Genomic DNA, 26,021 nt, shown 5'->3' with positions numbered 1-26,021 from the left:
GGCTCGGCCATCTGGCCGTCCTTGAGCCACTTGGTGGCTGTGTTGCGCGAGATACCGAGGCGCCTGCTGGCCTCGCGCACCGACACGTCCTGCCTCAGCACGAGGCGGCGTAACTTGCTCAATGTGCTCACGTTGATCACTCCTGCTCCTCCGTGCTGAAAAATTCAGCAGGATAGAGCGGCAACGTGGCTCAGATTTCAACGTGAACTCGTCCCGAAATGGCCCAGTTTTGGAAATGAATCAACAGGTGGGCAGCCTGCGGCGCGAACAAGTGCATATCTTGCGCCGTGAAGACAACCGCACCGTCGTGGATACGCCGGACGAGCATCCGCAGGGGATGGGAATAACCGGGTTGTTGAAAAGTGACTTGTTTGGGCTGGCTTCAACTTTGGATGCGGAAACGGAGCGCCGTTTGTTCCGTCGCAACGAGTTGTATGCAAAAGATCGGCGAACTCTTGCTGAGGATGAAGAGTTGCGACGCCAGAGTGAAGAACTGGCCGATCTTGGTTTTTCGAATGCGGATTTCAAAGATCCGTATTACGCAAAATTTGTTCGCCAAATGGGAAAGCACACCAGATTTCACAAACGCGAACTTTCCCCGGCAGAACGGGCGGAGCAGGACGCCATTGCCGAGGAAATTATTGATGAAATTTTGCGCCAAGGAGACGCAGGGTGATTTTTATTGATGTCGAGGGTCGGCAACCGATTGATAAAGATATTCCTGGTTGGACGCCTTGGTCTGCGGCTGACTGGAACGCATGGTTGGCTCAGTCGAAGCGATTGACGAGTGAGCTTGCAACGCTCGATGCTGCGGGCAAGGTAGACGAGCGGAATAAGTATATCGATAGCCACAGTGCTCACTGGGGAAAACTAAAGCCTTGGCTTTCTGCTTTGTCGGGCGGTAAATGTTGGTTCACAGAGGCCCGAGATATTGCGTCCCATCTCGATGTTGAACACTTTCGACCAAAGAAAAGTGCAAAGAATTCCAAGGGGCCGGAGCGGGATGGCTATTGGTGGCTAGCGTTCAACTATGTCAATTTTCGATTTTCAGGATCTGTCCCGAATCGTAAAAAGGGAGTTTGGTTTCCACTCAGACACGGATCAAAATATTCTACGTTCAAAAATCAATGCGAGGATGACGAAACATTTCATTTCCTGGATCCAACAAATGCGCATGATGTGACTCTGATCTCGTTCGATGAAACCGGTAGTGCAATACCCACACCCGGCATTACCCGCTGGGAGCGGGTTAGGGTCAAAAGAACGATTGAAAGACTCAAACTCACAGATCACCCTGAGTTGGCTGAGGCACGTAGAAAGTTGTGGCAAAAAATGAACAATACGATCACTGCCTACTATCAAGCTAAGGCACAGGCATGTACGCCACACGCTGCGGCCGCACGACAGAAAATGAACGATCGAGCAAGGGAGATCGTCAGGTTGACACGGCCATCCGAACAGCTTTCTTCCGTAGCGCGGTGGTGCGTTGAGTTCCGAAATGATCCACAGCTCAGGAAGCTGATCGGATGACTGTCAGCCCTTTCTCTCTCCGCATCTTCGTCGCCGACGGAGACCCCGACGGCCTGCGCATCGTCGAACGCTCCAACTGGATCGGCAAGGCGCTGGTATTTCCTCGCGCCTTGCTGCCGCAGGTGAAGGCCCGGCCCGAGCTGCAGCAGACCGGTGTGTACCTGTTGCTCGGCCCGCGGCCGGATGGTGAGGGCGAGTTGCTCTACGTGGGCGAGGGCGACCCGATTCGCCCGCGGCTGGAGAGCCACTACGCGCAGAAAGATTTCTGGACCCGCGCCATCGGCTTCGTTGCAGTGGGCGGGCTGCTGAACAAGGCGCATGTGCAGTTTCTGGAGGCGCGGCTGATCGCGCTGGCCCGCGCGGCCAAGCGCGTGCCGCTGGACAACGCCAACCAGCCCACCGAACCCAGCCTGAGCGAGGCGGATCGGGCCGACATGGAGGTGTTTCTGGCCCACATGCTGGGCATGCTGCCGGTGCTGGGGGTGCATGCGTTCGAGTCGGCGCCAGCCGTGGCCGCCAAGGCGAGCCCGGTGCTCAGCTGCAAGGGCAAGGGCGCGTTGGCCAGCGGTTACGAAGCGAGCCAGGGTTTTGTGGTGAAGGCGGGTTCGCAGGCGGTGGCCGAGTCGGTGCCTTCCATGCAGCAGCATGTGCGCGGCATGTTCGACCTGCGGCAAGAGCTGATCGCCAACGGCGTGCTGGCGCTGGCTGAAGGGCTGTACCGCTTTACGCAGGACTACAGCTTCAGCTCGCCCAGCACGGCGGCGGCCGTGGTGCTTGGCCGCAGCGCCAACGGGCGCATTGAGTGGAAGGATGCGCAGGGGCGCACTTTAAAGGCGTTGCAGGAGGCGGAGGCGGGGCATGAGCTTTGATTGTTTTATTGGCATCGACTATTCAGGTGCCGAGACGCCCACATCGAGGCTCAAGGGGCTGCAGGTCTACGCGGCGCAGCCAGGTGGCGGACCTGTAGAGGCCTGGGCGAGCCCCACACGTTCCAACAACGGACAGCGCGTGAACTGGACCCGGCAGGAAGTGGCCGAACGGCTGCTGCAGGAGGTGCACAAGGGAACACGTTTTCTGGCTGGCATTGACCATGGCTTTTCGATGCCTGTGAGCTACTTTGCGCGCTACGGGCTGGAGAGCTGGCCTGATTTCTTGTCTGACTTTGTGCACCACTGGCCAACGCACAGCGACCACGTGTATGTGGACTTTGTGCGCGACGGCAATCTCTACCGCACGGGAGATGCGCCGCCACCCGGCACCCGCACCGGCAGCTCTGACGAGTTTCGCCTGACGGAGCGCTGGACCTCATCGGCCAAGAGCGTGTTTTTGTTTGATGTGCAGGGTTCGGTGGCCAAGTCCACGCATGCCGGTATTCCGTGGTTGAAGTGGTTGCGTGAGCAAGCCTGCGAGCGGCTGCATGTGTGGCCGTTTGATGGGTGGGCCATTCCTTCAGACAAACCGGTGCTGGTGGAGGTGTACCCCTCAATTTTTCGCAACCGGTACGAGCGTGAAGGGCGAACGCCAGACCAACAAGACGCTTACGCCACGGCGCGCTGGATGCGTGAAATGCACGGGCGGGGCGCTTTGGATGGCTACTTTGCGCCGCCGCTGTCGCTGGGCGAGCGCGCAGTGGCGGACCTGGAAGGGTGGATATTGGGCGTGCGCTGACGGGTTGCATTTGGGTGGATGTTTCTTTACATTCCATATTCGCGATTTGCGAATAAAGAACGAAATGCAGCTCAAACCCCAAGACTTCCTGGTCGCCCTCAAGCTCGTGGCTTTGGGGGATCAGCGCTGGACCTATGTCCGCCTGGCGCAAGAGGTAGGTTTGAGCGCTTCAGAGGCCCACGCCTCAGTGAAGCGGGGTTTGCAGGCCGGGCTGCTGGTGGACGCGGCCTTGCTGGCGCCGCCGCCCGCTGCGGCGCCGGGCGACCAGGAGGCCGCCGCCATTTACCGGGTGCGTGGCAAGTCGCGCCGCGCCCTGGCGGGGGTGGCCAGCAACGCCGACAACCCGGCGCGGGTACACAGCCGCAACCTGGCAGAGTTTGCGGTGCACGGCGCCAAATACGCCTTTGCGCCAGACCGGTTGCCGGTGACGGTGGGCGTACCCACGAGCCATAGCGCGCCCGCTTTCGCAGGCGTGTTTGCGCCAGGCTCTGACGACTGGGTGTGGCCGCACCCCAATGGCACGGCCCGCGGGCAGGGGCTGGAGCCCTTGCACCCGGCGGCACCTTTTGCCGCCATGCAAGACGCCAGGCTGTATGAAATGCTGGCCTTGTTTGATGCCTTGCGCGTGGGCCGCGCGCGCGAGCGCGGCATGGCGCTCAAGCGGCTGCCGCTGCTGATCTACTCCGACGGACCCAAGCCCGCAGACAGGCCCGTGCAGGGCTAACCCCAGCCTGGAATTGTTGTCTGGCATGGCCCACGCCATGGGGCTCGCTGTGCGAGCAGGGGTTGTTTGTGGGCGGCTGCGCCGCCGGCTTGCTGATATCTCAGCCCTTGCTCAGTGACGCACGCGCCACCGAAGACGTGGACGCGAGCGCGGAGCAGCCCGAAGGCCGCTGGCGCGCCTACAGCTTTGACGACATCGTGGCGCGCGACAAGGCCAGCCTCGACATCTTCTGGCTGAAGGACGACAGCCTGGCCGACAGCGACAACCTGCCGGCGCCGGCCGTGATCGCGCAAGAAATTGTGGAAGACCTGCAGGCGGCCCTGGAGCAGTTCAAGCTGATTGCCGGCGACCTGGGCGCCGATGTGGCCGAAGAGGTTTGAGCCGATGAGCGGTACGGTTCAGCGTGCCGCGTTTTCACGCTGGAGCGTGGGTGTTTGGCCTCAGGCGTTCACCATCACCAGTTTGCCTTTGACCGAGCGCGAACCCATGATGGCGTAGGCCCGGGGCAGCTCGCTCATGGGCAGTGTCTGGTCGATCACGGGTTTGATCTGGCCTTTGCCATACATCGTTGCCAGCGTTTGCATCATGTCTGCGTTGGCCTTGGGCTCGCGCCGGGCAAAGTCGCCCCAGAACACGCCGACGATGCTGGCGCCCTTGAGCAGGGTCAGGTTCAGCGGCAGGCTGGGGATGGGGCCGCTGGCAAAGCCCACCACCAGGTAGCGCCCGCGCCAGGCGATGGAGCGAAAGGCGGGTTCGGCGAAGTCGCCGCCCACCGGGTCGTAGATCACGTCGGGGCCTTTGCCGTCGGTGGCCGCCTTGATGGCGTCGCGCAAACCTTCTTTGGGCGTGTGCACGCTGTAGTTGATGGTGGCATCAGCCCCCAGCTGGCGGCAGAGTTCGCACTTTTCTTCGCTGGACGCTGCGGCAATCACCCGCGCCCCGGCCGCCTTGGCAATCTGAATGGCCGCGGTGCCCACGCCGCCTGCCGCGCCCAGCACCAGCACGGTTTCGCCCGCTTTCAGGGCGGCGCGGTCCATCAGGGCGTGCCACGAGGTGGCGTAAATCATGATGAAAGCCGCTGCGTCCACGGCCGGGAAACCGGCAGGCAGAGGCATGCACAGCGCGGCGGGTGCCAGCGTGTGGGTGCCAAAGCCGCCGGTGCCGCTCAGGCAGGCCACGCTTTGGCCCACCTGCAGGTGTTTCACGCCTTCGCCCACAGCGCGCACCACGCCCGCGTATTCCGAGCCCGGCACAAAGGGCAGCGCGGGCTTCATCTGGTATTTGTTCTGCACGATCAGCAGGTCGGGAAAGTTCAGGCTGGCGGCCTGGATCTCAATCAGCACCTCGCCCGCCTTGGGCTCGGGGGTCGGCAGTTCTTTCCAGGTCAGGGCTTCAACGCCCACAGGGTTTTCGCACAGCCAGGCTTGCATGGGTTGTTCCTCGTTGGGTTCGTTCAAAGCGGATCATGATAGGCACGCAACCCCGGGGCGCCCCACGGGGAAAGCCCTGTGCTTGTCCCTCGTGTGACGCGGGTATGTCGGCCCATTTGCTGCGGCGGGTGTTCCTTTGGCGCGGCGTCTCACCCCCCCGTAAGCACCTAAAATCGAGCACATGAAAATTCTCATCTCCAACGACGATGGATACCAGGCGCCCGGCATCGTGGCCCTTTATGAAGCCATCAAGGCGCTGCCCGGTGTGCAGGTGGAGGTGGTGGCACCTGAACACAACAACAGCGCCAAGTCCAATGCCCTCACCCTGCATTCGCCCTTGTATGTGCACACCGCCCACAACGGTTTTCGCTACGTCAACGGCACACCAGCCGACTGTGTGCACATTGCGCTGACCGGTTTGCTGGGTTACCGGCCCGATCTGGTGGTGTCGGGCATCAACAACGGCGCCAACATGGGCGACGACACTATTTATTCCGGCACCGTGGGCGCGGCCATGGAAGGCTATTTGTTTGGCATTCCGGCCATTGCGTTTTCTCAGACCGAAAAGGGCTGGGCCCACCTGGATGCGGCAGCCCAAAAAGCCGCCCAGCTGGTCACGCAGCTCATGCCCTCCCTGCCCGAGGCTGCCCACCGCGGTGTGCCCTGGCTGCTCAATGTGAACATCCCCAACCGCCCGCTCGACGACATCAAGGGCTTCAAGGTGGCCCGCCTGGGGCGCCGCCATGCGGCGGAACAGGTGATTTCGCAAGTCAATCCACGCGGTGACACCATGTACTGGATTGGCAGTGCCGGCGCCGCCAAAGACGATGCCGATGGCACCGACTTTCATGCCGCCGCCCAAGGCTACGCCACCATCACGCCGCTGCAGGTGGACCTGACGGACCATGAGCGCCTGCCTTACTGGGCGCCCACAGCCGCGCATTTGTCGGCACCCGCAGAGACTCAGCCCCCGGCTGGAGCGCCTGCGTGAAGCGCAACCTGCCGGTGGCCCCCAGCGTGGCCAGCCCGGCCCGCGCGAGACCGAGCTTTCCAGCCAAGATGGCGTCGAGTGTGCAGCCTGTGGCGGCCAAGGCCAACGGCGGGCCCGCCCCCAAGGTCGTGGCATCGGCTGGCGCTGTGCAAGCGGGGGGCAAACCAGCGCAGCCCGGTGTCCAGCGCCCAGCGGTGTCTGCCGGTATGGGCATGGACTCGCAAGCGGTGCGTGCGGCCATGGTGCGAAAACTTCAAGCTCAAGGCCTGGCGCACCCGGCCGTGCTCGCGGCGCTGGCCGCGGTGGAGCGCCACCGTTTTGTGGACACGGCGCTGGCCAACCAGGCTTACGAAGACACCAGCCTGCCCATCGGCCTGGGCCAGACGATTTCAAAGCCCAACGTGGTGGCCCGCATGCTGGAGCTGATGTGTGAAGGCCGCACCGACAAGCTCGGCCGGGTGCTGGAGATTGGTACCGGCTGTGGTTACCAGGCCGCGCTGCTCAGCCATTTGTCACGCGAGGTGTACAGCATCGAGCGCCTGCGCGGGCTGCACGAGCGTGCCCGTGAGAACCTTCGCTGGTTTCGTCTGTCCAATCTGCATTTGCTGTTTGGTGACGGCATGCTGGGTTATGCCCAAGGGGCGCCTTATGCCGCCATCATTGCAGCCGCTGGTGGCAACGACATTCCACAAGCCTGGATCGACCAGCTGGGGGTGGGTGGGCGGCTGGTGGCGCCGGCCATGACGGAGTCGGGTCATCAAAACCTGGTGGTGATCGACAAGACCGCCAACGGCGTTGTCCGCACCGTGCTCGAAGCGGTGCTCTTCGTGCCCCTAAAATCGGGTGTCGCATGACGTTCTGCCTGCAGTAGGTTGGGCTTATTCTTTTTAGGGTGTGGTCAGTGGCCACGCCGGGTATCACAGGTGGGAGTTTTCATGAGCAATTTTTCGAATTTGGCGCTGGATCGCACGCGGCAGGGTGCCCGTCCGCACTGGCAGGGCGCTGCGGTGCTGAGCGTGTTGGCGGCGCTGCTGGTCGCGGCCGGGTGTTCCACCCAGCGACTGGCCCAGCCCGCTCCTGTCGAAGACCGGTCTTCGACCCGCACCGAGGTGAAAAGCCTGCCGGGCGCTGAAAACGCTGGCAAGCCGGGTTACTACACCGTGCGCCCCGGCGACACGCTGTTTCGCATTGCTCTGGACAGTGGCCAACCTTGGCGCGACGTACAAACCTGGAACAACCTGAGCAACCCCAATGTGCTGGAAGTGGGCCAGGTGCTGCGCGTGGTGCCTCCAGCCGGCGTGGCGCCCGTGGTGGTGGCTGCGCCGGCCGCACCGCTCACGGCGTCCACCTCGGCCGTGACCAGCACGGGTGTGGTGGCGCGCCCGCTGGCGCCCGCCGGCACGGCAACGGCCAGCGTCACCCCTGCACCTGCGCCCGTTGCGGCCCCCGAGCCGGCTGGCGCCGACGACATCAACTTCGTCTGGCCCGCTCAAGGTACGTTGGTGGCCACGTTTGACGAGGCCAAAAACAAAGGCGTCTCCATTGCTGGCCGCGTGGGCGACGCGGTGGTGGCCGCTGCCGACGGTCGCGTGGTGTACGCTGGTGCCGGTCTGCGGGGTTATGGCAACCTGATCATCCTGAAGCACAACAACACTTACCTCACGGCCTATGCCCACAACCAGGCCTTGCTGGTGCGCGAAGACCAAGCCGTCAAGCAGGGGCAAAAAATCGCCGAAATGGGCAGCAGCGACACCGATCGCGTGAAGCTGCATTTTGAGGTGCGCCGCCAAGGCAAACCCGTCGATCCGCTGAACCACCTGCCCAAGCGCTGAGCGGGTTGTATTGAACACAACGACAGGCTGAACACCATGGGCTGGCCTGTCCTTGTTTTCGACATCGAATCCATCCCCGACATCGCCGGTCTGCGCGCCTTGCGCGGCGAGCCCGCTGAGGCCTCCGATGAGCAGGTCTACGCAGCCTGGCTCGCTGAGCGCAAGGAAAAGGGCCAAAGCGACTTCATGCAGCTGCACCTGCAGCGCGTGCTGTGCATCAGCGTGGTGTTTCGAAATTCAGAAGGTTTGCGCATCCACTCGTTTGTGGACCGCGACGACCAGAGCGAAGGCAAGGTGGTTCAGACCTTCTTCCACGCGGTTGAAAAACACATGCCGCAGCTGGTCAGCTGGAACGGCAGCGGTTTTGACTTGCCGGTGCTGCACTACCGCGGTTTGCGCCACGGCGTTGAGGCCAGCAAATACTGGGACATGGGCGAAGACGACCGCGAGTTCAAGTGGAACAACTACATCAGCCGCTACCACATGCGCCATCTGGATCTGATGGACTTGCTCGCCATGTACAGCCCCAAGAACAACGCGCCGCTGGACGCCATGGCCAAGTTGTGCGGCTTTCCCGGCAAGCTGGGTATGGATGGCTCCCAGGTGTATGCGCAGTACCTCGCGGGGCAGACCGATGACATCCGGCGCTACTGTGAAACCGACGTGATGAACACCTACCTCGTGTATTGCCGCTTCCAGAAAATGCGTGGCGGGCTCACCGAGGCCGAATACGAGCAGGAAATAGCGCTGGTGAAAGAAACCTTGGGCCAACTTGCGCCCATGGAGAGCCATTGGGACGAGTACCTCAAGGCCTGGGTCTGAGGCGTTTTAAAGTTTGGGCCTCTGAGACAATCGGGGCATGACCGCCTCTACCCTTCACGAAAACAGCCTCCTCACCACCGCCAGCGACAACCCGCAGGCCTCCCCCACCGAAGCGCTGCCCCACGGCTGGCTGGCCGTCGAATCGCTGGACATTGACGCCCAGGGCATCGCCCGCCGACCCGACGGCAAGGTTGTCTTCATCGAAGGCGCACTGCCGTTTGAAGTCGTCAGCGTCAACATTCACCGCAAGAAAAACAACTGGGAAGCCGGTACCGTCACCGCCATCCACCGCGAATCTTCGCAGCGCGTGCGCCCAGGCTGCCCCAACTTCGGCCTGCATGCTGGTGCCTGTGGTGGCTGCAAGATGCAGCACCTGCACGAAACCGCCCAAGTGGCCGTCAAGCAGCGGGTGCTGGAAGACAACCTGTGGCACCTGGGCAAGGTGAAGGCCGAAACCCTGTTGCGTCCCATCGAAGGACCGGCCTGGGGCTACCGCTACCGGGCTCGGCTGTCGGTGCGCCATGTGCACAAAAAAGGCGAGGTGCTGATTGGCTTTCACGAGCGCAAGAGCCGCTACGTGGCCGACATGAAGGTCTGCCATGTGCTCCCGCCGCATGTCAGTGCCATGCTGATGCCGTTGCGCGATCTCATTTTTGGCATGGACGCGCGCGAGACTTGCCCCCAAATTGAACTGGCCTGCGGCGACGACGTGACCGCCCTGGTGCTGCGCCATCTGGAGCCCTTGTCGGAAGACGACCTGGCCCGCCTGCGCGCTTTTGCCGTGCAGCACGGCGTGCAGTGGTGGCTGCAAGCCAAAGGCCCCGACACCGTGAAGCTGCTCGACGAGGGCGGCCCGGCGCTGTGCTACCGCCTGCCCGAATTTGGCATCACCATGCCGTTCAAGCCGACCGATTTCACCCAGGTCAACCCGCACATCAACCGGGTGCTGGTGGCGCGCTCGCTGCGGCTGCTGGACGCGCAAAAGCACGAGCGTGTGATCGACTGGTTTTGCGGGCTCGGCAACTTCACGCTGCCCATTGCCACCCAGGCTGGCGAGGTGCTGGGCATTGAAGGCAGCGAAGCGCTGGTGGCCCGTTCCCGCGACAACCTGGCAGGCAACCAGGCCGGGCGTTTGGCACCCTTGGCGCCCACGGCGTTTGTGGCGCGCAACCTGTTTGACATGACGCCAGTGCTGCTGGTGGCCGACGGCACCGCCGACAAATGGCTGGTGGACCCGCCGCGCGAAGGCGCTTTTGCCTTGGCCAAGGCCCTGGCCGACCTGCATTTGCATCCCGAATTGCGTGGCAGCTGGACGCCACCCAAGCGCATTGTTTATGTGAGCTGCAACCCCGCCACGCTGGCCCGTGACGCCGGCTTGCTGGTGCACCAGGCGGGTTACCGCTGCGTGGCGGCGGGGGTGGTCAACATGTTCCCGCACACGGCCCACGTGGAGAGCATGGCGGTGTTTGAGCTCGACGAAACCCGGGCGGCTGGTCCAGACGCCTGAACGCAGCGCCTGCGCTCAGGACCTGCGCGCAGCCTTGTCCTGGGCGTTGGGGTCGGTGGGAGGGGCACCAGCAGCCGGTTCGGTGACCGACTGAGACGGCGCCGGCTCTGAGGGCATGCCGACAATCTCGTTGTCGCGCATGTACTGGTCCATTTCTTTCCAACCCGCGAACACGGCGGCTTTGCCCGCTTTCGGGTTGCTGCCAAAGCACGACTCGATGCTGCGCACCGCATGGCGGCAGGCGCTGCCAATGGCCTTGGCTTCGGCCTCTTTTTTGGCGTTGATCTGCGTTGCCGTTTCAATGCCCAGGGCCTCGCAGCCGGACAGCAGACTGGCGATGGCGAGCAGGCAAAGAGAGCGGGTGGTGTGGCGCATGGTGAGTCCGGCAGGTTTGCTTTCTTTTTCGGCCTTTTCTGTCCAAACTTGATAGCGTCTAGCGATCCATTTCCCCGTCTGCCCGCCGAAGACGCCAAACACCGCAAACGGACAAAAAAAAAGGACCCGAAGGTCCTTTTTCAGCGTGCCAGCTGCCGGCTGGCTTTTTTGATCGCTTAGTCGCGCTCGCCGCCAAAAATACCCAGCAGGGCCAGCAGGCTCTGGAAAATGTTGAACAGGCTTAGGTAGAGGCCCAAGGTCGCGCTGATGTAGTTGGTTTCGCCACCGTCCACAATGCGCTTCAGGTCGTACAACAGGTACAGGCTGAACACGATGATGGCCAAGGTTGCAATGGCTGCCATGCCGGCGGTGCTGCCCACGAAAATGTTCACGACGGCGCCCACCATAATGGCCAGTGCGCCCACAAACAGCCACTTGCCCATGCCCGACAGGTCGCGCTTGATCACGGTGGACAGGTTGGCCATGACGAAGAATACGCCGGCGGTGCCGCCAAAGGCGGTCATGATCAGGCTGGAGCCGTTGCTGAAGCCCAGCACGGCACCGAGCATGCGCGACAACATGAGACCCATGAAGAAGGTGAAGGCCAACAGCACGGGCACACCCGCTGCGGTGTTCTTGGTTTTCTCGATGGCAAACATGAAGCCGAAGGCGCCACCCAGGAAGACGATCAGACCCAGGCCCCCCGTCAAGCTGGCGGTGATGCCGGTGGCCACACCGATCCAGGCACCCAGCACCGTGGGCAGCATGGACAGCGCGAGCAGCCAATAGGTGTTGCGCATCACTTTGTTGCGATCGACTGACGAGGCGACGGCGCTACCGAAGCGGCCGCTGTTTTGAACGTGGTCGGTCATGGTGGTGATCTCCTTCATCATCTGACTTGCTAAAACAAACCGTTGCCAAACCCGCAGGTCAACAACGCTCTCCAACCTATTGTAGGGTGCCGCCTACCGCACAACGCCGTTCGGGCAAAAGCTCCATTTTTCGTAAGGTCACTAGTGACCTCAAAGCGCCCAATGCACGCGGTATCGTGGAAACCCTGTGACTGAGCGTTTAAGCTCAGTCCTTGTTACGCCCAATACGACTCAACAACCTCGGAAAAAGTTCATGAAAAACAAAGCCGTCCTCGAAATCGCTGACATCAAACAGATGGCCGCTGCTGCTGAAGCTGAAGCGCTGCAAAACAAATGGGCCGTGACCATTGCCATCGTGGACGACGGTGGCCACTTGCTGTGGCTGCAGCGGCTGGACGGCGCCCCGGCCATTTCTTCACACATTGCACCCGCCAAGGCGCACACGGCTGCGTTGGGTCAGCGCGAAAGCAAGGTTTATGAAGATGTGATCAACCAGGGTCGTGTGTCGTTCCTGAGCGCGCCCGCCGTGTCGGGCATGCTGGAAGGCGGCGTTCCCGTCATGAAAGACGGCCAGTGCATCGGTGCTGTGGGTGTGAGCGGCGTGAAGTCGAGCGAAGACGCGCAGATTGCCCGCGCGGGCATTGCTGCACTCGGCCTGTAAGCCGCAGGGGCGGCTGGCCCCTGAAAAAATGACTGGCTACCGAAAGTGCTAGAAAAGCACTTTCCTGGCTGGCCCAAAAAACGACGCCGGCGCCTGTAAAAGCGCCAGGTCGCCCCACGATCAAGATGGGTTGCGTGCTGCTTTTGCCGCTGGCTTCGGGTTGCTCAGCTTCATTTGGTCAGGATCAGTTTGCCAGCCCGTGTGCTTTGCAGGCGGTAAACGGTCCCGTTGTGCTCAATCACCACCGTCTTCTCCCCACGCAGCAGGTCTTGGCTGGGCAGTGCGGTGGCTGCGGTGGCTGCGGTCGAGCCTGACCGCCTTGGCTCGGCAGACGCTGCCAACGGCCCGTTCGTCTCGTTCGGTTGACTCATGCTGTCTGTCTTTTCAGGGTTGGCGTTTTGCATGGCTCACGGCCCGGGCGCAGTGGGTTCGGTGATGAAGCCGATCTTGCGTACACCGGCGCGCTGCGCAGCCGCCATGGCCAGGGCCACGCGCTCGTAGCGCACCGCTTTGTCGCCGCGAATGTGCAGTTCGGGTTGCGGCGTTTGGGCCGCAGCCAGCCCCAGGCGGTTGGCCAGAGCGGCGTCGTCCACCTTTTGCTCGTTCCAGAAATAGGCGCCGTCTGCGTCAATGGCCAAACGGATGTTCTCCGGTTTGTCTTGCACCTTTTCGTTGCTGGCGTTGGGCAGGTCGATGTTGACCGCGTGTTTGATCACCGGCACGGTGATGATGAAAATGATGAGCAGCACCAGCATGACGTCGATGAACGGGATCATGTTGATCTCGCCCAGCATGGCGTCGCTGTCTTCCTGGGTTCCAATGGCCATGGTCGTGTCTTAAAAGGTTCAGGCTTTTTTCATGGGCAGCACCTTGCCGTCGCCACCCGCCGTGACGCGGGCACCGGTGACAAAGTAAGCGTGCAGGTCGTGCGCAAAGCGGTTGAGCTTGTGAACGATGCCCTTGTTGCCGCGCAGCAGGGCGTTGTAGCCCAGCACCGCCGGAATGGCCACCACGAGGCCTAGGGCGGTCATAATCAGTGCCTCGCCAATGGGGCCTGCTACCTGGTCGATGCTGACCTGACCCGCTGCACCAATGCCCAGCAAGGCGTGGTAGATACCCCAAACGGTGCCGAACAAGCCCACGAATGGCGCGGTGGAGGCCACCGAAGCCAACACCGACAAGCCGCCCTGCGCGCGGGCCTGGAAGTCGTCCACACTTTTGCGCAGTGAGCGCTCCACCCAGTCGCTCACGTCCAGCGCGTCGTGCAGCTGGCGCACGGGGGGGGAGCCGTTGTGGCCGTCTTTGTGCAGGATGTGGCGCGTGGCTTCACGGCCTTCCATGGCCACAGCCCGAAACGGGTTGCCATCGGGCTCGCCGAGCTTGTCCAGGCCTTCGGCAAAGTCGGCGCTGTGCCAGAAGCCCTCAACGCCTTTGGCCTGGGCGCGTTGGGCGCGTTGGTCCAGGGCCTTCCACAAAATGATGATCCAGGTGGCCAGCGACATGACCAGCAGCACCAGCGCGACGCTGCGGGTGACCCAGTCACCCTGCGTCCAGACGTGGGCCAGGCCCGAGGTGGCGAATTGCGTTTCCATGGTTTCAAGCTCCGGGAGAAAAGGGGTTATTCAAGAACAAAACTGATCGGTACGTTGAACCACATGGCCTCGGCCACGCCGTTGCGTTTGCCTGGCGCGTAACGCCATTTCAAAACCGTTTGCAGCGCGGTCTGGTCCAGCCGGTCGTAGCCGCTGGAACTGCGTATTTCGGCTCTGCTGGCCGCGCCGTTGGCCTCAATGAATACGCGCACCACCACCTTGCCTTGTTCGCCCAGGCGCTTGGACAGCGGCGGGTACGGCGGCCGCGGGTTGTTCAGGTAGTCGGCGCTGCTCGAAGGCAGTTCCACGCGGGGCGGCGCCGGGGGTGCCGGTGCTGGCTCGCTCACGGCCGCCAGCAGGGCAGGTGGTGCGGGGTCCGGCTGCGTGGCGCCTGTGGGTGCATCGAGCGCGGGTGTGGGGCTGGTTAGGGCCACGGGCTGGGGGGTCGGGGTTGTCGCCGGTTTCGGCTGTTTGGGTGCCTGGCTCACCGGGCGAGCTTTTTCGGTGGGCGGTGCGGGCGGCAGGGGGGTGATCTCGGGCTGTGGCGCCTCGATCAATTCGGCCATCACCAGCGCCGGCATCACCTTGGCCACGGCGCGGTGCAGCAGGCCGCTTTGCAGCGCCCACAGCCCAGCCACGTGAAAGCCCAGCACCGCCGCAACGATAAGCAGGCGGCGCTGAACGGGGGGGCGTGGGGCTTGGAAAGGCATGGGGCTGGGGAAGGGCGCAAAGCTTGCGCTGGCGGCGGTCATAGTTTAGGCGTGCTGGTGGGTGGTGTCAGGGGGTGTGGCGCTTGGGGCTGATGACCGGGCGCAAGACCCAGCGCAGCGCCGCGAGCAGGATCGCCAGACTGACGGCAAGCATGGTGAGACCGGTGGCCATGGCGGTTCCTTGGTGCGGTGGGGTTGTGCAGGTGTGGTGTGTAGAAGTAGATCATTCTACATGAGAATGATTCGCAATAAATGAATAAGGAGGGATGAGACGTGTTTTCTGGTCTGCGGGTAGGCTCTTACAGCCACGACCCGACTGTTCGCAGGTGCGTCAAGCCAATGTCAGGTGGGCATCGTCCAGGGTACGGCATCCGGTGAGCGCCATGGCTATCTCCAATTCATCACGCAACAGCCGGATCACGTGGGCCACACCGGTGGCGCCAGCGTTGGTGAGTCCGTGCAAAACGGGGCGGCCCACCAGCACGCTTGACGCGCCCAGCGCCATGGCCTTGAGCACGTCGGTGCCCCGGCGAATGCCGCCGTCCACCAGCACCGGCACGTCGCCCTGAATTGCTTGGACCACGCGCGGCAGCAAGCGGGCGGTGGCGGGCACCGTGTCGAGCGTTCGCCCGCCGTGGTTGGACACGATCACACCGGCCACACCGCAGCGAACGGCCTCCACCGCATCCGCCGGGTGGGTGACGCCCTTGAGCAGCACCGGCAGATGCGTGATGGAGCGCAGCCAGGCCACGTCGGCCCAGGTGGGGGCGTGCGTGAGTAGACCATCGAACAGCGCGCTCTGCCCGGGTTGCAGCGGGGCGGCCGCAGGCGCGTTCATGCCGATGAGATTGACCGCAGTGACGCCAGCCGGTGTGTGAAAACCCGCGCGGCGCTCGCGGTCTCGCACACCCTGCACGGGCGCGTCCACCGTCAGCACAAGAGCTTCGTAGCCCGCTGAAGCGGCGCGCTGCACCAGCTCGCGGGTAAAGCCGCGGTCGGGTTGCATGTACAGCTGGAACCAGAGCGGTCCGCGGTCAGCATCGGGCAGGTAGGTTCGGGCCACGTCCTCCAGGCGGGTGCTGGCCTGGGTGCTCACCACCAGACCGGCACCCAGCGCTGCAGCGGCCAGAGCGGTGGCGTGTTCACCCTGTGGGTGGGCCAAGCTTTGGTAGGCCATGGGCGCCACCAAAATGGGGTGCGCCAGCGTGCGGCCCAGCAGCGGTACCCGGGTGTGGCCGCCCGCCAGCGGCCGCAGCACGCGGGGCAGCAGCTCCAGGGTTTGCCAGGCCTGGGCATTGGCCCGCAGCGTGGTTTCGTCGGCTGCGCCGCCATTGAAGTAGGCCCACACCGCCTCGGGCAGCAGCGTTTGGGCGTGCTGTTCGTGGTCAAGCAAGCACACCAGCCCTTGAGGCAACGCACGGGCCATTGGGCTGTTGGGCTGATCTGCCGCTGAGCCCGGGTCGGTGTTGACCGGTTGCATGGGCGCACTCATGTGTCCGCCCACATGCGCAGCAGGTTGTGGTACGTGCCCGTCAGCGCCGTGGTCTCGGCGGTTTCCCCGTGCTGTTGGCGCAGTTTGAGCAGGTTCATGTCCAGGTCAAACAAGAGCTGTCGCTGTTCGTCGCTGCGCACCATGCTTTGAATCCAGAAAAAGCACGCCAGGCGTTGCCCGCGCGTCACAGGCCGCACTTCGTGCAGGCTCGTGCCGGGGTAGAGCACCGCGCTGCCGGCCGCCAGCTTGAAGCTTTGTGCGCCGTAGGTGTCGTGCACGGTCAGTTCGCCGCCGTCGTAGTCGCCAGGTTCGCTCAGGAAGACGGTGCACGACAGGTCGGTCCGAACGCGCTCGGCGGTTTGCTTGGAGTGCACAATGGCACCGTCAATATGAGGCCCGTAGTGGTTGGCTTGTCCGCTGTAGCGGTTGAACAGCGGGTTGAAAATTTTGTGCGGCAGGGCCGCTGAAAAAAACAGCGGGTCGGCCTGTACCGCTTGCAAGATGCGTTGCTGCAACCGAATGGCCAAAGCGCTGTCTTGGGCCAGTTGCTGGTTGTTCTTTTGCGTCACGGCCTGTCCACCCGCACTCGATGCGCCTGAGACCCAGGGCGCTTGCGGTCCCAGGTCGGAGCGAATCGAGGCGAGTTCCCCGGGATTCAAGAGATTTTTCAGGACAAGGATCATGTTGCGTGTGGCGCAGGCCGTGGGCTTGGGGGACGTTCAGAACAAGGTCTTCAGGCTCAACTGGACACTGCGCGCAGCACCCGGCACATAGAAACCCCGGTACAGCGAGTCGGCATACAGCTTGTCGGTCAGGTTGGTCACGTTGAGCTTGACGGAGGTGCTGTCCGACACCGTGACCTCGACCATCGCGTCGGCGGTGGCAAAGGCCTTGGCCACCAGCGAGCGCTGGCCTTCGGGGTTTTGCTCCCCACGGTAGTTCAGGCCCGCGCCCATGCGCACCCGGGGCGTTACGCGGTAGGTGGTCCACAAGCTGGCGCTGTGCTTGGGCGTGAGTGCGGGGCGGTCGCCGGCTACTTGCGCCCCTGTGCCTGTCCCGTTGGGTGCTACGTTGCTTTCGTCAATGCGGGCGCTTGGAATCCAGGTGTGGTTGTAGAAAATGTCCCATTTCGGGTTGATGCGGCCCGACAGGTTGAATTCCATCCCGGTGGCGTGGCGCTTGCCTGAGAGCAGGTATTGCGTGGCAGCTGTGTCTGAATCGGTGTTGCGCTCGTTGAATTTCTCGGAACGGAACAAGGCCACGCCCAAGCTTGCACGGTCTTCAAACAACTCAAACTTGCCACCGATTTCGATGTTTCGGCTCTTCTCCGGTGGCGTGTTGGACAGTTTGTCGTTGTTGCTCCCGGGTGCAAAGCTGCCCAGTGCAAACTGGTAGGTGTCGCCCGAGGTGTTGTACGAAGTGCCGGCTGAGGCGTAGTAAGACGCGGTGGTGCTGGGCTGGAACAGCACGCCCAGGCGCGGACTCCACAAACCTTCGCTGATCTCTTTGCTGTTGCCGGCGGTGTCGCGGTAAGCGCCTTTGAATTTGTCGTAGCGCAGGCCGCCCAGCAGCTTGAGCTGGCGGGTGATCTCCACCGTGTCCTGCAGGTACAGGCCAACGCCGCTGGCCTTGAACGTGTTAAGCAGCAGATCGCCACGCACCACGGTGCTGACCGCGCCGTCGTTGGGCGTACCGACCAGGGTGGTCAAGCCGCTCGGTGTGCCGGCAAAGCTGTTGTTGCGCTGGGCGTTCTCGTAAGACAGGTCCACGCCAGCCATCAGGTTGTGCTGTTTGCCGAACGCGGAAAACCGGTTGGTGTAATCGCTCTGAACCTGCGTCAGGTCGCTGATGCCCACCCGGCCTTTGGGCGTGCGGGTGATGACCGTGGCGTCGTTCAGGTTGTCGATGGTGGTGCCCGAAGCGAAGCGCACCACACTGGCCCACAGGTCACGCTGATAGGTTCCGTGCCGCACCTGGGTCTTGAGTTGGCTGTTTGGGTCAAACCGGTGCAGGTGGCTGAAGGTGGCGTAGGTGCTTTCGGTCTTCAGGTAATCACTCGCCAGGCCGTAGTAGTTGCTGGCCGGCAGGCTGGCCACGATCTCGTTGTTGACGATGAACCAGGGGTGGTTGTAAAGCGGCGTGCCATCGGTTTCCAGGTGGTACAGCCCCACGGAGAACTCATCTTTCAAGCCAATACCCCAGCGGTAGGTGGGTGCAATGCCTTTTTTGTTCACGGTGGCGCCGTCGTTCTCGGCGCTGTGCAGCATCGCGTTGAGCCGCAGGGCTGCGTCGTCGCCCGTCTTGATGTTGAAGTCGCCGGTGAGGCGGCCTTCTTTGCCGGTGCCCACCGTCAGGTTCACCTCGTGCTGGTCCATCAGAAACGGTTGTTTGCTGACCTGGTTGACCACACCGCCGGTGGAGCCTTTGCCAAACAGCATGGAGGCCGAGCCTTTGAGGATTTCAACCCGGTCGTGGTTGAAGGTGTCCCGCTCGATCAGCGGTGCGTCCCGCAGGCCGTCCACGTAAATATCACCTGCCTGGCCAAGCGAAAACCCCCGCATGCGCACGTCCTCTTCGCCGGTTTCCCCGGCCAGAAAGGTGACGCCAGCGGTGGTTTTGAGCACTTCCCGGAAATCGTCCAGGTTGCGGTCGTTCAGCAGCATCTCGGTCATCACCGTGACCGACTGCGGAATGTCGCGCAGCGCTTGCTGGCCTTTGCCGATGGTGCTTTCGGTGGCGCGCAGGTTGTTTTTGGACTGGGGCGTTTCAGCCTGCTCGCGCACCACCACGGTTGACAGCGTTTTTTCGGACCCATCGGGTGCGGTTTGTGCCATGGCACCGACAGACCCGGCCAGCAGCATGGCCCCCAGGGGCAGCAAGGCGGCGTTGCTTTTCGCTTGTGGGGATGGGGTCGAGTTGGCTTTTTGGGCAGGGACGGGGCTGAAGCGGTTTTTCCGGTTGGACATGGTTGCGTTGGCAGTCGATCAGGTTTTCGGCTGGCTGGAACGCACGGCATGCGGCGCTGTGGCTGGCTGGAGAATGTAACTGTATAAGAAATGCGAACGATTCGCAATAAGATAAATTGGTTTCGGATCGCTTGTCGCGCAGTCGCCACACAGAGCGAGTGGGACTGCTCCAGAGGTTTTTCGGCTTTGTATGTTGCATAGCAACAAAATCTATGAGGTGTATAGAGACTATCAATAAAGATAATCAATAGTTTTGAGCTATGATTCGTTCATCGCCACAAAGCGAAGCGTTTCTTCAATCTTTTTAACCAACCTAGGAAACTCCATGTCTCTGATCAATACCGCAGTCCAGCCTTTCAAAACCCAGGCTTTCCACAACGGCAAGTTCATTGAAGTCTCTGACGAAAGCCTGAAAGGCAAGTGGTCGGTCCTGATCTTCATGCCGGCCGCGTTCACCTTCAACTGCCCGACCGAAGTGGAAGACGCTGCTGACAACTACGCCGAGTTCCAGAAAGCCGGCGCCGAGGTCTACATCGTCACGACCGACACCCACTTCTCGCACAAGGTGTGGCACGAAACCAGCCCCGCCGTGGGCAAGGCCAAGTTCCCTCTGGTGGGCGACCCAACCCACACCCTGACCAACGCGTTTGGTGTGCACATTCCTGAAGAAGGTCTGGCCCTGCGCGGCACGTTCGTGATCAACGCCGACGGCATCATCAAGACCGCCGAGATCCATTCCAACGAAATCGCCCGCGACGTCAAGGAAACCCTGCGCAAGCTGAAGGCCGCCCAGTACACCGCCGCCAACCCCGGCCAAGTGTGCCCAGCCAAGTGGAACGAAGGCGCCAAGACGATCGCTCCTTCGCTGGAACTCGTCGGGAAGATCTAAGCACCCCCGCGCCGCGCCTGCGGCGCGTCACCCCCTCAAGGGGGCAACGCTGGCGGCCCGGCAAAGCCGGTTCCGCGGCGTTCTTGGCTCAGACACTTCGCTCCGGCGCAGATTTGTTTTCTTGCCATTGGCAGCACCGCTGCCTCATGGGCTTGCTTGCAGGCCCATGCACCAGCGGCCTTCCGCACCTTAATTTTCTTTTCAGGAGTTCAACATGCTTGACGCCACCCTCAAATCGCAGTTGCAGCAGTACCTCGGTATGCTGCGCCAGCCGATCCAGCTGATCGCTTCGCTGGACGACAGCGACACAGGCATCGAGATGCGCGGTCTGCTCGACGACATCGTGTCGCTGTCCGACAAGGTCACGCTGGACACTTCGGGCGACGATGCGCGCAAGCCGTCTTTCGTGGTGGCCCGCGCCGGTGAAACCCAGGGCGTGCGTTTTGCCGGCCTGCCGCTGGGCCACGAGTTCACTTCGTTGGTGCTGGCGCTGCTGTGGACGGGCGGCCACCCGCCCAAGGTAGATGCCGACGTGATTGACACCATCAAGTCCCTGGACGGTGACTTCAGCTTCGAGGTCTACATGTCTCTGAGCTGCCACAACTGCCCGGACGTGGTGCAGGCGCTCTCTTTGATGGCGATCTTCAACCCCAAGGTCAAAACCGTGGTGATTGAAGGCGGCGCCTTCCAGCAAGAAGTGAACGAGCGCCAGATCATGGCCGTGCCCATGGTGTTCCTGAATGGCCAGGTGTTTGGCTCCGGCCGCATGACGGTGGAAGAGATCGTGGCCAAGCTGGACACCAAGTCGGGCGACCGCGAAGCCGCCAAGCTCAACGCCAAGGACCCGTTTGACGTGCTGATCGTGGGTGGTGGCCCAGCCGGTGCGGCAGCGGCGGTGTACGCCGCCCGCAAAGGCATTCGCGTGGGTGTGGCAGCCGAGCGCTTTGGCGGCCAGACCAACGACACCATGGCCATCGAAAACTACATTTCGGTGCTGGAGACCGACGGACCCAAGTTCGCTGCGGCGCTGGAAGCCCAGGTGCGCCACTACGAGGTGGACATCATGAACCTGCAGCGAGCCGACAAGATCATCCCCGCTGAAGAGCCGGGTGGTCTGGTGACGGTGCAGATGGCCAACGGCGGCGAGCTGAAGGCGCGCAGCGTGATCCTGTCCACCGGCGCACGCTGGCGCAATGTGAACGTGCCCGGCGAGCAGGAATACAAAAACAAAGGCGTGGCCTACTGCCCACATTGCGACGGCCCGCTGTTCAAGGGCAAGCGCACGGCGGTCATTGGCGGTGGCAACTCTGGCGTGGAGGCGGCCATTGACCTGGCCGGCATCGTGGCCCACGTCACGCTGGTGGAATTCGCCGACCAGCTCAAGGCCGACGCCGTGCTGGTGAGCAAGCTGAAAAGCCTGCCCAACGTGACCATCCACGTGAACGCCCAGACCACCGAGATCACCGGTGCCGACGGCAAGGTCAACGGCCTGAAGTACAAGGACCGCGCGACGAATGAAGAACATTTGGTACCGCTGGAAGGCGTATTCGTGCAGATCGGCTTGGTTCCCAACACCGAGTTCCTGAAAGGCACGGTCGAACTGAGCCGCTTCGGCGAGATCGTGGTGGACGCCAAGGGCCACACCGATGTGCCCGGCGTGTTTGCCGCTGGCGATTGCACCACGGTGCCTTACAAGCAGATCGTGATCGCCGCAGGCGAGGGCTCCAAGGCCGCGCTCAGCGCGTTTGACTACCTGATTCGCCAGCCCGTGGCGGCGGTGGCTCCAGCGGAAGCTGCCATGGCCTGACGGGTGGCGCGCCGCGCTCTGAGGCAGGGCGCGACGGTTCAAACGCAAAAAAGGGCTTCGGGAAACCGAAGCCCTTTTTTGCGTTTGAACGGGCGCCGCAACCGGTGCGGGCGCGGAGGCCGCGCTCGAATGTGATCTATTTGCTAGGGGCTTACCCTAGGGCCATGCTGGCGGGCCCCGATCAGCAATTTAGCTGTAAGGAAGCGGATCCACAGTCGCCCCCGTAATGCCAACAACCGCACGGGAATTGGCATGCAAAACGTGGCGGCGCAAGCCGTCGAAACAGCAAAAGCATCACTTTGAGGAGATGGCTTTCATGACAACTGATAGCAACGCAAAGGCCTACTGGTCTGCCACGCTTGGTCTGCTGACCAAGGTGCTGATCATCTGGTTCATCGTGTCTTACGGAGCAGGCATCCTGTTCGTTGGCGTTCTGAACAACATCAGTCTTGGCGGTTACCCGCTTGGCTTCTGGTTCGCCCAGCAAGGCTCGATCTACATCTTTATTGCGCTGATCTTTTACTACGCCAGCGCGATGGGCAAGATCGACCGCAAGTTCGGCATGCAAGAAGACTAAAGGAAGACCAAGATGGAACTCCAAACCACTATTTACATTTTCGTCGGGTTGAGCTTCGCGCTCTACCTCGGCATCGCCTTCTGGGCACGCGCGGGCAGCACGTCCGAGTTCTACGTGGCTGGCGGTGGCGTGCACCCGATCACCAACGGTATGGCCACGGCTGCTGACTGGATGTCGGCGGCTTCGTTCATCTCCATGGCGGGTCTGATCTCCAACATGGGCTACGGCGGCGCCGTGTTCCTGATGGGCTGGACTGGCGGCTACGTGTTGCTGGCCATGTTGCTGGCGCCGTACCTGCGCAAGTTTGGCAAGTTCACCGTGCCTGAGTTCGTTGGCGACCGCTTCTACTCGAAGGCCGCCCGCAACGTGGCCGTGTTGTGTCTGCTGGTGGCTTCGCTCACCTACATCATTGGTCAGATGACCGGCGTGGGCGTGACGTTTGCGCGCTTCCTGGGCGTGTCCAGCGAGCAAGGCATTTACATCGGTATGGCCATCGTGTTTGCTTACGCGGTGTTCGGCGGCATGAAGGGCATCACCTACACCCAGGTGGCTCAGTACTGCGTGCTGATCGCGGCCTACCTGGTGCCAGCGTTCTTCATCTCCCTGAACCTGTCGGGCAACTTCTTGCCACAGCTGGGCCTGGGTTCTGACTTGGCCGGTACCGACATTTCGCTGCTGACCAAGCTGGACCAAGTGGTGACCGATCTGGGCTTTGGCCAGTACACCACCACCAGCGCCGGCTCGACGCTGAACATGTTCTTCTACACCGTGTCGCTCATGATCGGTACCGCCGGTCTGCCCCACGTGATCGTGCGCTTCTTCACCGTGCCAAAAGTGGCTGACGCCCGTTCGTCCGCCGGCTGGGCGCTGGTGTTCATTGCTTTGCTGTACACCACCGCTCCGGCTGTGGGCGCCATGGCCAAGCTGAACCTGCACGGCACCGTGAACAGCGCTGTGGGTCTGAAGCAGACCGCCAACGGCATTGAAGTGGACGCCGACGTGGTGAAAGCCAATGGCGACCTGTACGCCACCGAAGCCAGCCTGGTTTACGAGCAGCGTCCTGACTGGATGAAGCGCTGGGAAAAAACCGGCCTGCTGAAGTGGGAAGACAAGAACGGCGACGGCCGCATTCAGTACTACAACGACAAGACCAAGAACGAAGCCGCCAAAGGCAAGGCAGAAGCTGCCGGCTGGAAGGGCAACGAGTTGACCGTGAACGCCGACATCATCGTGCTGGCCAACCCGGAAATTGCTCTGCTGCCTAACTGGGTGATCGCTCTGGTGGCTGCTGGTGGCCTGGCCGCTGCGCTGTCTACCGCTGCAGGTTTGCTGCTGGCCATTTCGTCCGCCGTGTCCCACGACCTGATCAAGGGTGCTATCAACCCTGACATCAGCGAGAAGAACGAACTGATTGCCGGCAAGATCGCCATGGCAGTGGCTATTTTCGTGGCAGGCTGGCTGGGTCTGAACCCGCCGGGCTTCGCGGCCGGTACCGTGGCTCTGGCCTTCGGTATTGCAGCGTCCACGATCTTCCCTGCGCTGATGATGGGCATTTTCAGCCGCACCATCACCGACAAGGGCGCCATCGCCGGTATGTTGTCAGGCTTGTTCGTGGTGTTGTTCTATGTGTTCGCACACAAGGGCATCTTCTTCGTGAAGGGCACCGACTACCTCGACCTGATCGGTGGTGCCAACTCGTTCTTCACGATCACCCCCGAGGCCTTCGGTACCGTGGGTGCTCTGGTGAACTTTGCAGTGGCCTACGTGGTGAGCAAAATGGGCTCTCCAGTGCCTAAGCACATCCAGGAACTGGTGGAGTCGGTGCGCGTGCCCAAGGGCGCTGGCACGGCCACTGGCCACTAAGTTGAACGGAAAGACCGGGCGCCCAGCAATGGTTGGGCACCGGGTCTGAATCCTGGCCCCGCTGGTTCGCTGGCGGGGCTTTTTTCATGGAGGACAATCCGGTACCCGCCGGCTTGTCCCCCAAGGTTTGTTGTGCACAGCCCGTCGGATCGGCCGTTTGCGCACAGCACATCTGCTGGCTGTTTTTAACAAGGACTTATCGGATGCACTTGCCGAGCGTTTTTATATTCAACTGGATATTTTTGTTGGCCTTGTTCCCAGTGAGCTTCTTTTGGCTGCGCCGGGCTTACCGTATTTTGGTGAAGCGCGATTTTTCCGAGGTCGCTCTCAAGAAAGGCTTGCCGCCGCCCAATGCCGAGAAATACGCGCCCTATGAGATGGCCATCAACATGATCGGCGGCGTGGTGCTGGTGGTGTTGCTGGTCGCAGTGCTGGGTTTCCAGGCGCTGGCTTCGGAAGACTGGGTTGCCATTGCCGGCGTGACGCTGTGGGTCAAGCTATTTGCCTCCTTCGCACTGGGTCGCCAGGCACACGGATTGGGGCCCAAAAAGAAGCCGGCGGCCAGCAAAGAGACCCAGTGAAGCAGGTCTGCCCAGCCGGTGCTGCGGGGTGGGCTTGTCGGTGATGTGCCCGGGCGCTGCGCCACACACGCAGCGCCGCCGCGACAGGGATCAGTACACCAGCCGATCCGGTTGAATTTCTTGCAGGATCGTGGTGGCGATCTCTTCGATCGACTTGGTGGTGGTGGACAGCCATCGAATGCCTTCGCGGCGCATCATGCCCTCGGCCTCGCTGATCTCCATGCGGCAGTTTTCCAGGCTGGCGTAGCGCGAGTTGGGGCGGCGTTCGTTGCGAATTTCGCTCAACCGCTCGGGTGCAATCGTGAGCCCGAAGATTTTTTTGCGGTGGGGCACGAGCGCCGGCGGCAGCTTTCGGCGTTCAAAGTCTTCAGGAATCAGCGGGTAGTTCGACGCCTTCAGCCCGTACTGCATCGCCAGGTAAAGCGATGTGGGCGTTTTCCCGCTGCGGCTCACGCCCACCAGGATCACGTCGGAGCCCTGCAGGTCGCGGTGGCTCTGGCCGTCGTCGTGCGCCAGGGAAAAGTTGATGGCTTCGATCCGGTCGTTGTAGGCCTGGCTTTTTGAGGCGTCTGAAAAGCGGCCTACCCGGTGGTTGGACTTGATGCCCAGCTCTTGTTCCATGGGCTCGACAAAGGTGCCGAACATGTCCAGCAACATGCCCTGGCAGTGTTCCTTCACCACCCGAAGCACATCCATGTTGACCACGGTGGTGAACACCAGCGGCCTTTTGCCCTCCACCTCGGCTGTGTGGTTGATCTGCCGTATGGCCTGGTGGGCCTTGTCCACGCTGTCAATGAAGGGCAGGCGCACCCGCCGAACGGGCGCTTCAAACTGCGCCAATATGGCGTTACCAAAGGTTTCGGCGGTGATGCCGGTGCCGTCAGAGATGAAAAAGACCGTTCGGTTGGGCATGGTGGTACCGGGTATGGGCGAAAAGGGAGGACTGCAGGATTGCGAAAAATTCAAACCCTGCCGCCGTGGCTTTCACGCGCCTGCAGGCTAGGTGGCCGCCTCATCCGGGGCATGCACCCTACAATCACGGGTTGCGGCCGGTGACCATTATCCGGGTTACGGCCCCCAGATTCAGCCCCTTTGCCCGGTGCCAGACCCACAACAGAATTACAGGTCTTTA

General features: G+C 62.1%; 29 protein-coding genes. 17 read left to right on the top strand and 12 right to left on the bottom strand.

The genetic code is table 11. The features are described 5' to 3' along the window. On the bottom strand, positions 1–131 hold a 131-nt coding region (locus AC0GNR_RS15630; protein WP_472901826.1), incomplete at its 3' end, for a helix-turn-helix domain-containing protein. Positions 132–235: 104 nt separating this feature from the next. Between AC0GNR_RS15630 and AC0GNR_RS15625 the strand changes: the two genes are divergently transcribed. The 6 genes from AC0GNR_RS15625 to AC0GNR_RS15600 all read left to right on the top strand — a co-directional run bounded on the left by AC0GNR_RS15625 (position 236) and on the right by AC0GNR_RS15600 (position 4,302). Further along, entirely contained in the window at positions 236–676 is a 441-nt protein-coding gene (locus tag AC0GNR_RS15625; protein ID WP_472901822.1) for a hypothetical protein, read from the top strand. After that, complete coding sequence (locus AC0GNR_RS15620; protein ID WP_472901821.1) at positions 673–1,530, top strand: HNH endonuclease family protein; 858 nt, start codon at positions 673–675, stop codon at positions 1,528–1,530. The genes AC0GNR_RS15625 and AC0GNR_RS15620 overlap by 4 nt, the downstream gene beginning before the upstream one ends. Continuing rightward, positions 1,527–2,399 carry a GIY-YIG nuclease family protein gene (locus tag AC0GNR_RS15615; protein ID WP_472901820.1) on the top strand — a complete coding sequence of 291 codons (873 nt, stop codon included), beginning with the start codon at positions 1,527–1,529 and terminating at the stop codon, positions 2,397–2,399. The genes AC0GNR_RS15620 and AC0GNR_RS15615 overlap by 4 nt, the downstream gene beginning before the upstream one ends. Next, entirely contained in the window at positions 2,389–3,198 is an 810-nt protein-coding gene (locus AC0GNR_RS15610; protein ID WP_472901819.1) for a hypothetical protein, read from the top strand. The genes AC0GNR_RS15615 and AC0GNR_RS15610 overlap by 11 nt, the downstream gene beginning before the upstream one ends. 64 nt (positions 3,199–3,262) lie before the next feature. Then, positions 3,263–3,922, top strand: coding sequence for a hypothetical protein (locus AC0GNR_RS15605; protein ID WP_472901818.1), 660 nt, complete (start codon positions 3,263–3,265; stop codon positions 3,920–3,922). An 89-nt stretch (positions 3,923–4,011) separates the two neighbouring features. Continuing rightward, positions 4,012–4,302, top strand: a complete 291-nt coding sequence (locus tag AC0GNR_RS15600; RefSeq protein WP_472901817.1) for a hypothetical protein — start codon at positions 4,012–4,014, stop codon at positions 4,300–4,302. 60 nt (positions 4,303–4,362) lie between these two features. Here the strand turns inward: AC0GNR_RS15600 and AC0GNR_RS15595 are convergent, their stop codons facing one another. Further along, positions 4,363–5,352, bottom strand: coding sequence for an NADPH:quinone oxidoreductase family protein (locus AC0GNR_RS15595; RefSeq protein ID WP_472901816.1), 990 nt, complete (start codon positions 5,350–5,352; stop codon positions 4,363–4,365). 181 nt (positions 5,353–5,533) lie between these two features. Between AC0GNR_RS15595 and surE the strand changes: the two genes are divergently transcribed. The 5 genes from surE to rlmD all read left to right on the top strand — a co-directional run bounded on the left by surE (position 5,534) and on the right by rlmD (position 10,504). Further along, positions 5,534–6,343: a 5'/3'-nucleotidase SurE gene (gene surE / locus AC0GNR_RS15590; protein WP_472901815.1), complete on the top strand. Its 810-nt coding sequence runs from the start codon at positions 5,534–5,536 to the stop codon at positions 6,341–6,343. Between the two features lie 68 nt (positions 6,344–6,411). Continuing rightward, positions 6,412–7,197 (top strand): protein-L-isoaspartate(D-aspartate) O-methyltransferase, encoded by a 786-nt coding sequence (locus tag AC0GNR_RS15585; protein ID WP_472901825.1) that lies wholly within the window; start codon positions 6,412–6,414, stop codon positions 7,195–7,197. Positions 7,198–7,278: 81 nt separating this feature from the next. After that, on the top strand, positions 7,279–8,175 hold the full coding sequence (locus AC0GNR_RS15580; protein WP_472901814.1) for a peptidoglycan DD-metalloendopeptidase family protein: 897 nt from the start codon (positions 7,279–7,281) through the stop codon (positions 8,173–8,175). 36 nt (positions 8,176–8,211) lie between these two features. Beyond that, on the top strand, positions 8,212–8,997 hold the full coding sequence (locus tag AC0GNR_RS15575) for a 3'-5' exonuclease (protein ID WP_472901813.1): 786 nt from the start codon (positions 8,212–8,214) through the stop codon (positions 8,995–8,997). 37 nt (positions 8,998–9,034) lie between these two features. After that, complete coding sequence (gene rlmD / locus AC0GNR_RS15570) at positions 9,035–10,504, top strand: 23S rRNA (uracil(1939)-C(5))-methyltransferase RlmD (RefSeq protein WP_472901812.1); 1,470 nt, start codon at positions 9,035–9,037, stop codon at positions 10,502–10,504. A gap of 15 nt (positions 10,505–10,519) precedes the next feature. Here rlmD and AC0GNR_RS15565 read toward each other — a convergent pair whose 3' ends face one another. Together AC0GNR_RS15565 and AC0GNR_RS15560 are read right to left on the bottom strand one after the other, a co-directional pair. Further along, entirely contained in the window at positions 10,520–10,879 is a 360-nt protein-coding gene (locus tag AC0GNR_RS15565) for a hypothetical protein (protein WP_472901811.1), read from the bottom strand. A gap of 176 nt (positions 10,880–11,055) precedes the next feature. Beyond that, the gene (locus AC0GNR_RS15560) at positions 11,056–11,751 is read right to left on the bottom strand and encodes a Bax inhibitor-1/YccA family protein (RefSeq protein ID WP_472901810.1); all 696 of its coding nucleotides are present in this window, start codon (positions 11,749–11,751) and stop codon (positions 11,056–11,058) included. Positions 11,752–12,004: 253 nt separating this feature from the next. Between AC0GNR_RS15560 and AC0GNR_RS15555 the strand changes: the two genes are divergently transcribed. Next, complete coding sequence (locus AC0GNR_RS15555; RefSeq protein ID WP_472901809.1) at positions 12,005–12,412, top strand: GlcG/HbpS family heme-binding protein; 408 nt, start codon at positions 12,005–12,007, stop codon at positions 12,410–12,412. A gap of 170 nt (positions 12,413–12,582) precedes the next feature. Here AC0GNR_RS15555 and hemP read toward each other — a convergent pair whose 3' ends face one another. The 7 genes from hemP to AC0GNR_RS15520 all read right to left on the bottom strand — a co-directional run bounded on the left by hemP (position 12,583) and on the right by AC0GNR_RS15520 (position 19,172). Then, positions 12,583–12,783, bottom strand: a complete 201-nt coding sequence (gene hemP / locus AC0GNR_RS15550) for a hemin uptake protein HemP (RefSeq protein WP_472901808.1) — start codon at positions 12,781–12,783, stop codon at positions 12,583–12,585. Positions 12,784–12,819: 36 nt separating this feature from the next. Next, on the bottom strand, positions 12,820–13,239 hold the full coding sequence (locus AC0GNR_RS15545) for an ExbD/TolR family protein (protein WP_472901807.1): 420 nt from the start codon (positions 13,237–13,239) through the stop codon (positions 12,820–12,822). An 18-nt stretch (positions 13,240–13,257) separates the two neighbouring features. After that, positions 13,258–14,004: a MotA/TolQ/ExbB proton channel family protein gene (locus AC0GNR_RS15540; protein ID WP_472901806.1), complete on the bottom strand. Its 747-nt coding sequence runs from the start codon at positions 14,002–14,004 to the stop codon at positions 13,258–13,260. 26 nt (positions 14,005–14,030) lie between these two features. Next, positions 14,031–14,714 carry an energy transducer TonB gene (locus AC0GNR_RS15535; RefSeq protein WP_472901805.1) on the bottom strand — a complete coding sequence of 228 codons (684 nt, stop codon included), beginning with the start codon at positions 14,712–14,714 and terminating at the stop codon, positions 14,031–14,033. Positions 14,715–15,045: 331 nt separating this feature from the next. After that, positions 15,046–16,140 (bottom strand): alpha-hydroxy acid oxidase, encoded by a 1,095-nt coding sequence (locus tag AC0GNR_RS15530; RefSeq protein WP_472901824.1) that lies wholly within the window; start codon positions 16,138–16,140, stop codon positions 15,046–15,048. A 62-nt stretch (positions 16,141–16,202) separates the two neighbouring features. Beyond that, complete coding sequence (locus tag AC0GNR_RS15525) at positions 16,203–16,889, bottom strand: Fe2+-dependent dioxygenase (protein ID WP_472901804.1); 687 nt, start codon at positions 16,887–16,889, stop codon at positions 16,203–16,205. Between the two features lie 36 nt (positions 16,890–16,925). After that, complete coding sequence (locus tag AC0GNR_RS15520) at positions 16,926–19,172, bottom strand: TonB-dependent receptor (protein WP_472901803.1); 2,247 nt, start codon at positions 19,170–19,172, stop codon at positions 16,926–16,928. Positions 19,173–19,497: 325 nt separating this feature from the next. Between AC0GNR_RS15520 and ahpC the strand changes: the two genes are divergently transcribed. The 5 genes from ahpC to AC0GNR_RS15495 all read left to right on the top strand — a co-directional run bounded on the left by ahpC (position 19,498) and on the right by AC0GNR_RS15495 (position 24,889). Continuing rightward, positions 19,498–20,061: an alkyl hydroperoxide reductase subunit C gene (gene ahpC / locus AC0GNR_RS15515; RefSeq protein ID WP_472901802.1), complete on the top strand. Its 564-nt coding sequence runs from the start codon at positions 19,498–19,500 to the stop codon at positions 20,059–20,061. Between the two features lie 214 nt (positions 20,062–20,275). Next, positions 20,276–21,868 (top strand): alkyl hydroperoxide reductase subunit F, encoded by a 1,593-nt coding sequence (gene ahpF, locus AC0GNR_RS15510; protein ID WP_472901801.1) that lies wholly within the window; start codon positions 20,276–20,278, stop codon positions 21,866–21,868. A 316-nt stretch (positions 21,869–22,184) separates the two neighbouring features. Further along, on the top strand, positions 22,185–22,445 hold the full coding sequence (locus AC0GNR_RS15505; protein WP_439114613.1) for a DUF4212 domain-containing protein: 261 nt from the start codon (positions 22,185–22,187) through the stop codon (positions 22,443–22,445). A 12-nt stretch (positions 22,446–22,457) separates the two neighbouring features. Next, positions 22,458–24,308 carry a sodium:solute symporter family protein gene (locus AC0GNR_RS15500; protein ID WP_472901800.1) on the top strand — a complete coding sequence of 617 codons (1,851 nt, stop codon included), beginning with the start codon at positions 22,458–22,460 and terminating at the stop codon, positions 24,306–24,308. Between the two features lie 86 nt (positions 24,309–24,394). Next, entirely contained in the window at positions 24,395–24,889 is a 495-nt protein-coding gene (locus AC0GNR_RS15495) for a hypothetical protein (protein WP_472901799.1), read from the top strand. A gap of 90 nt (positions 24,890–24,979) precedes the next feature. Here the strand turns inward: AC0GNR_RS15495 and ppsR are convergent, their stop codons facing one another. Continuing rightward, positions 24,980–25,801 (bottom strand): posphoenolpyruvate synthetase regulatory kinase/phosphorylase PpsR, encoded by an 822-nt coding sequence (gene ppsR / locus AC0GNR_RS15490; RefSeq protein WP_472901798.1) that lies wholly within the window; start codon positions 25,799–25,801, stop codon positions 24,980–24,982. Between the last annotated feature and the right edge of the window lie 220 nt (positions 25,802–26,021).

The organism is Hydrogenophaga sp. LT287, assembly GCF_055702805.1.
Note: the sequence above shows the minus strand (reverse complement) of the source record. Positions and strands in the feature narration are given on the sequence as shown.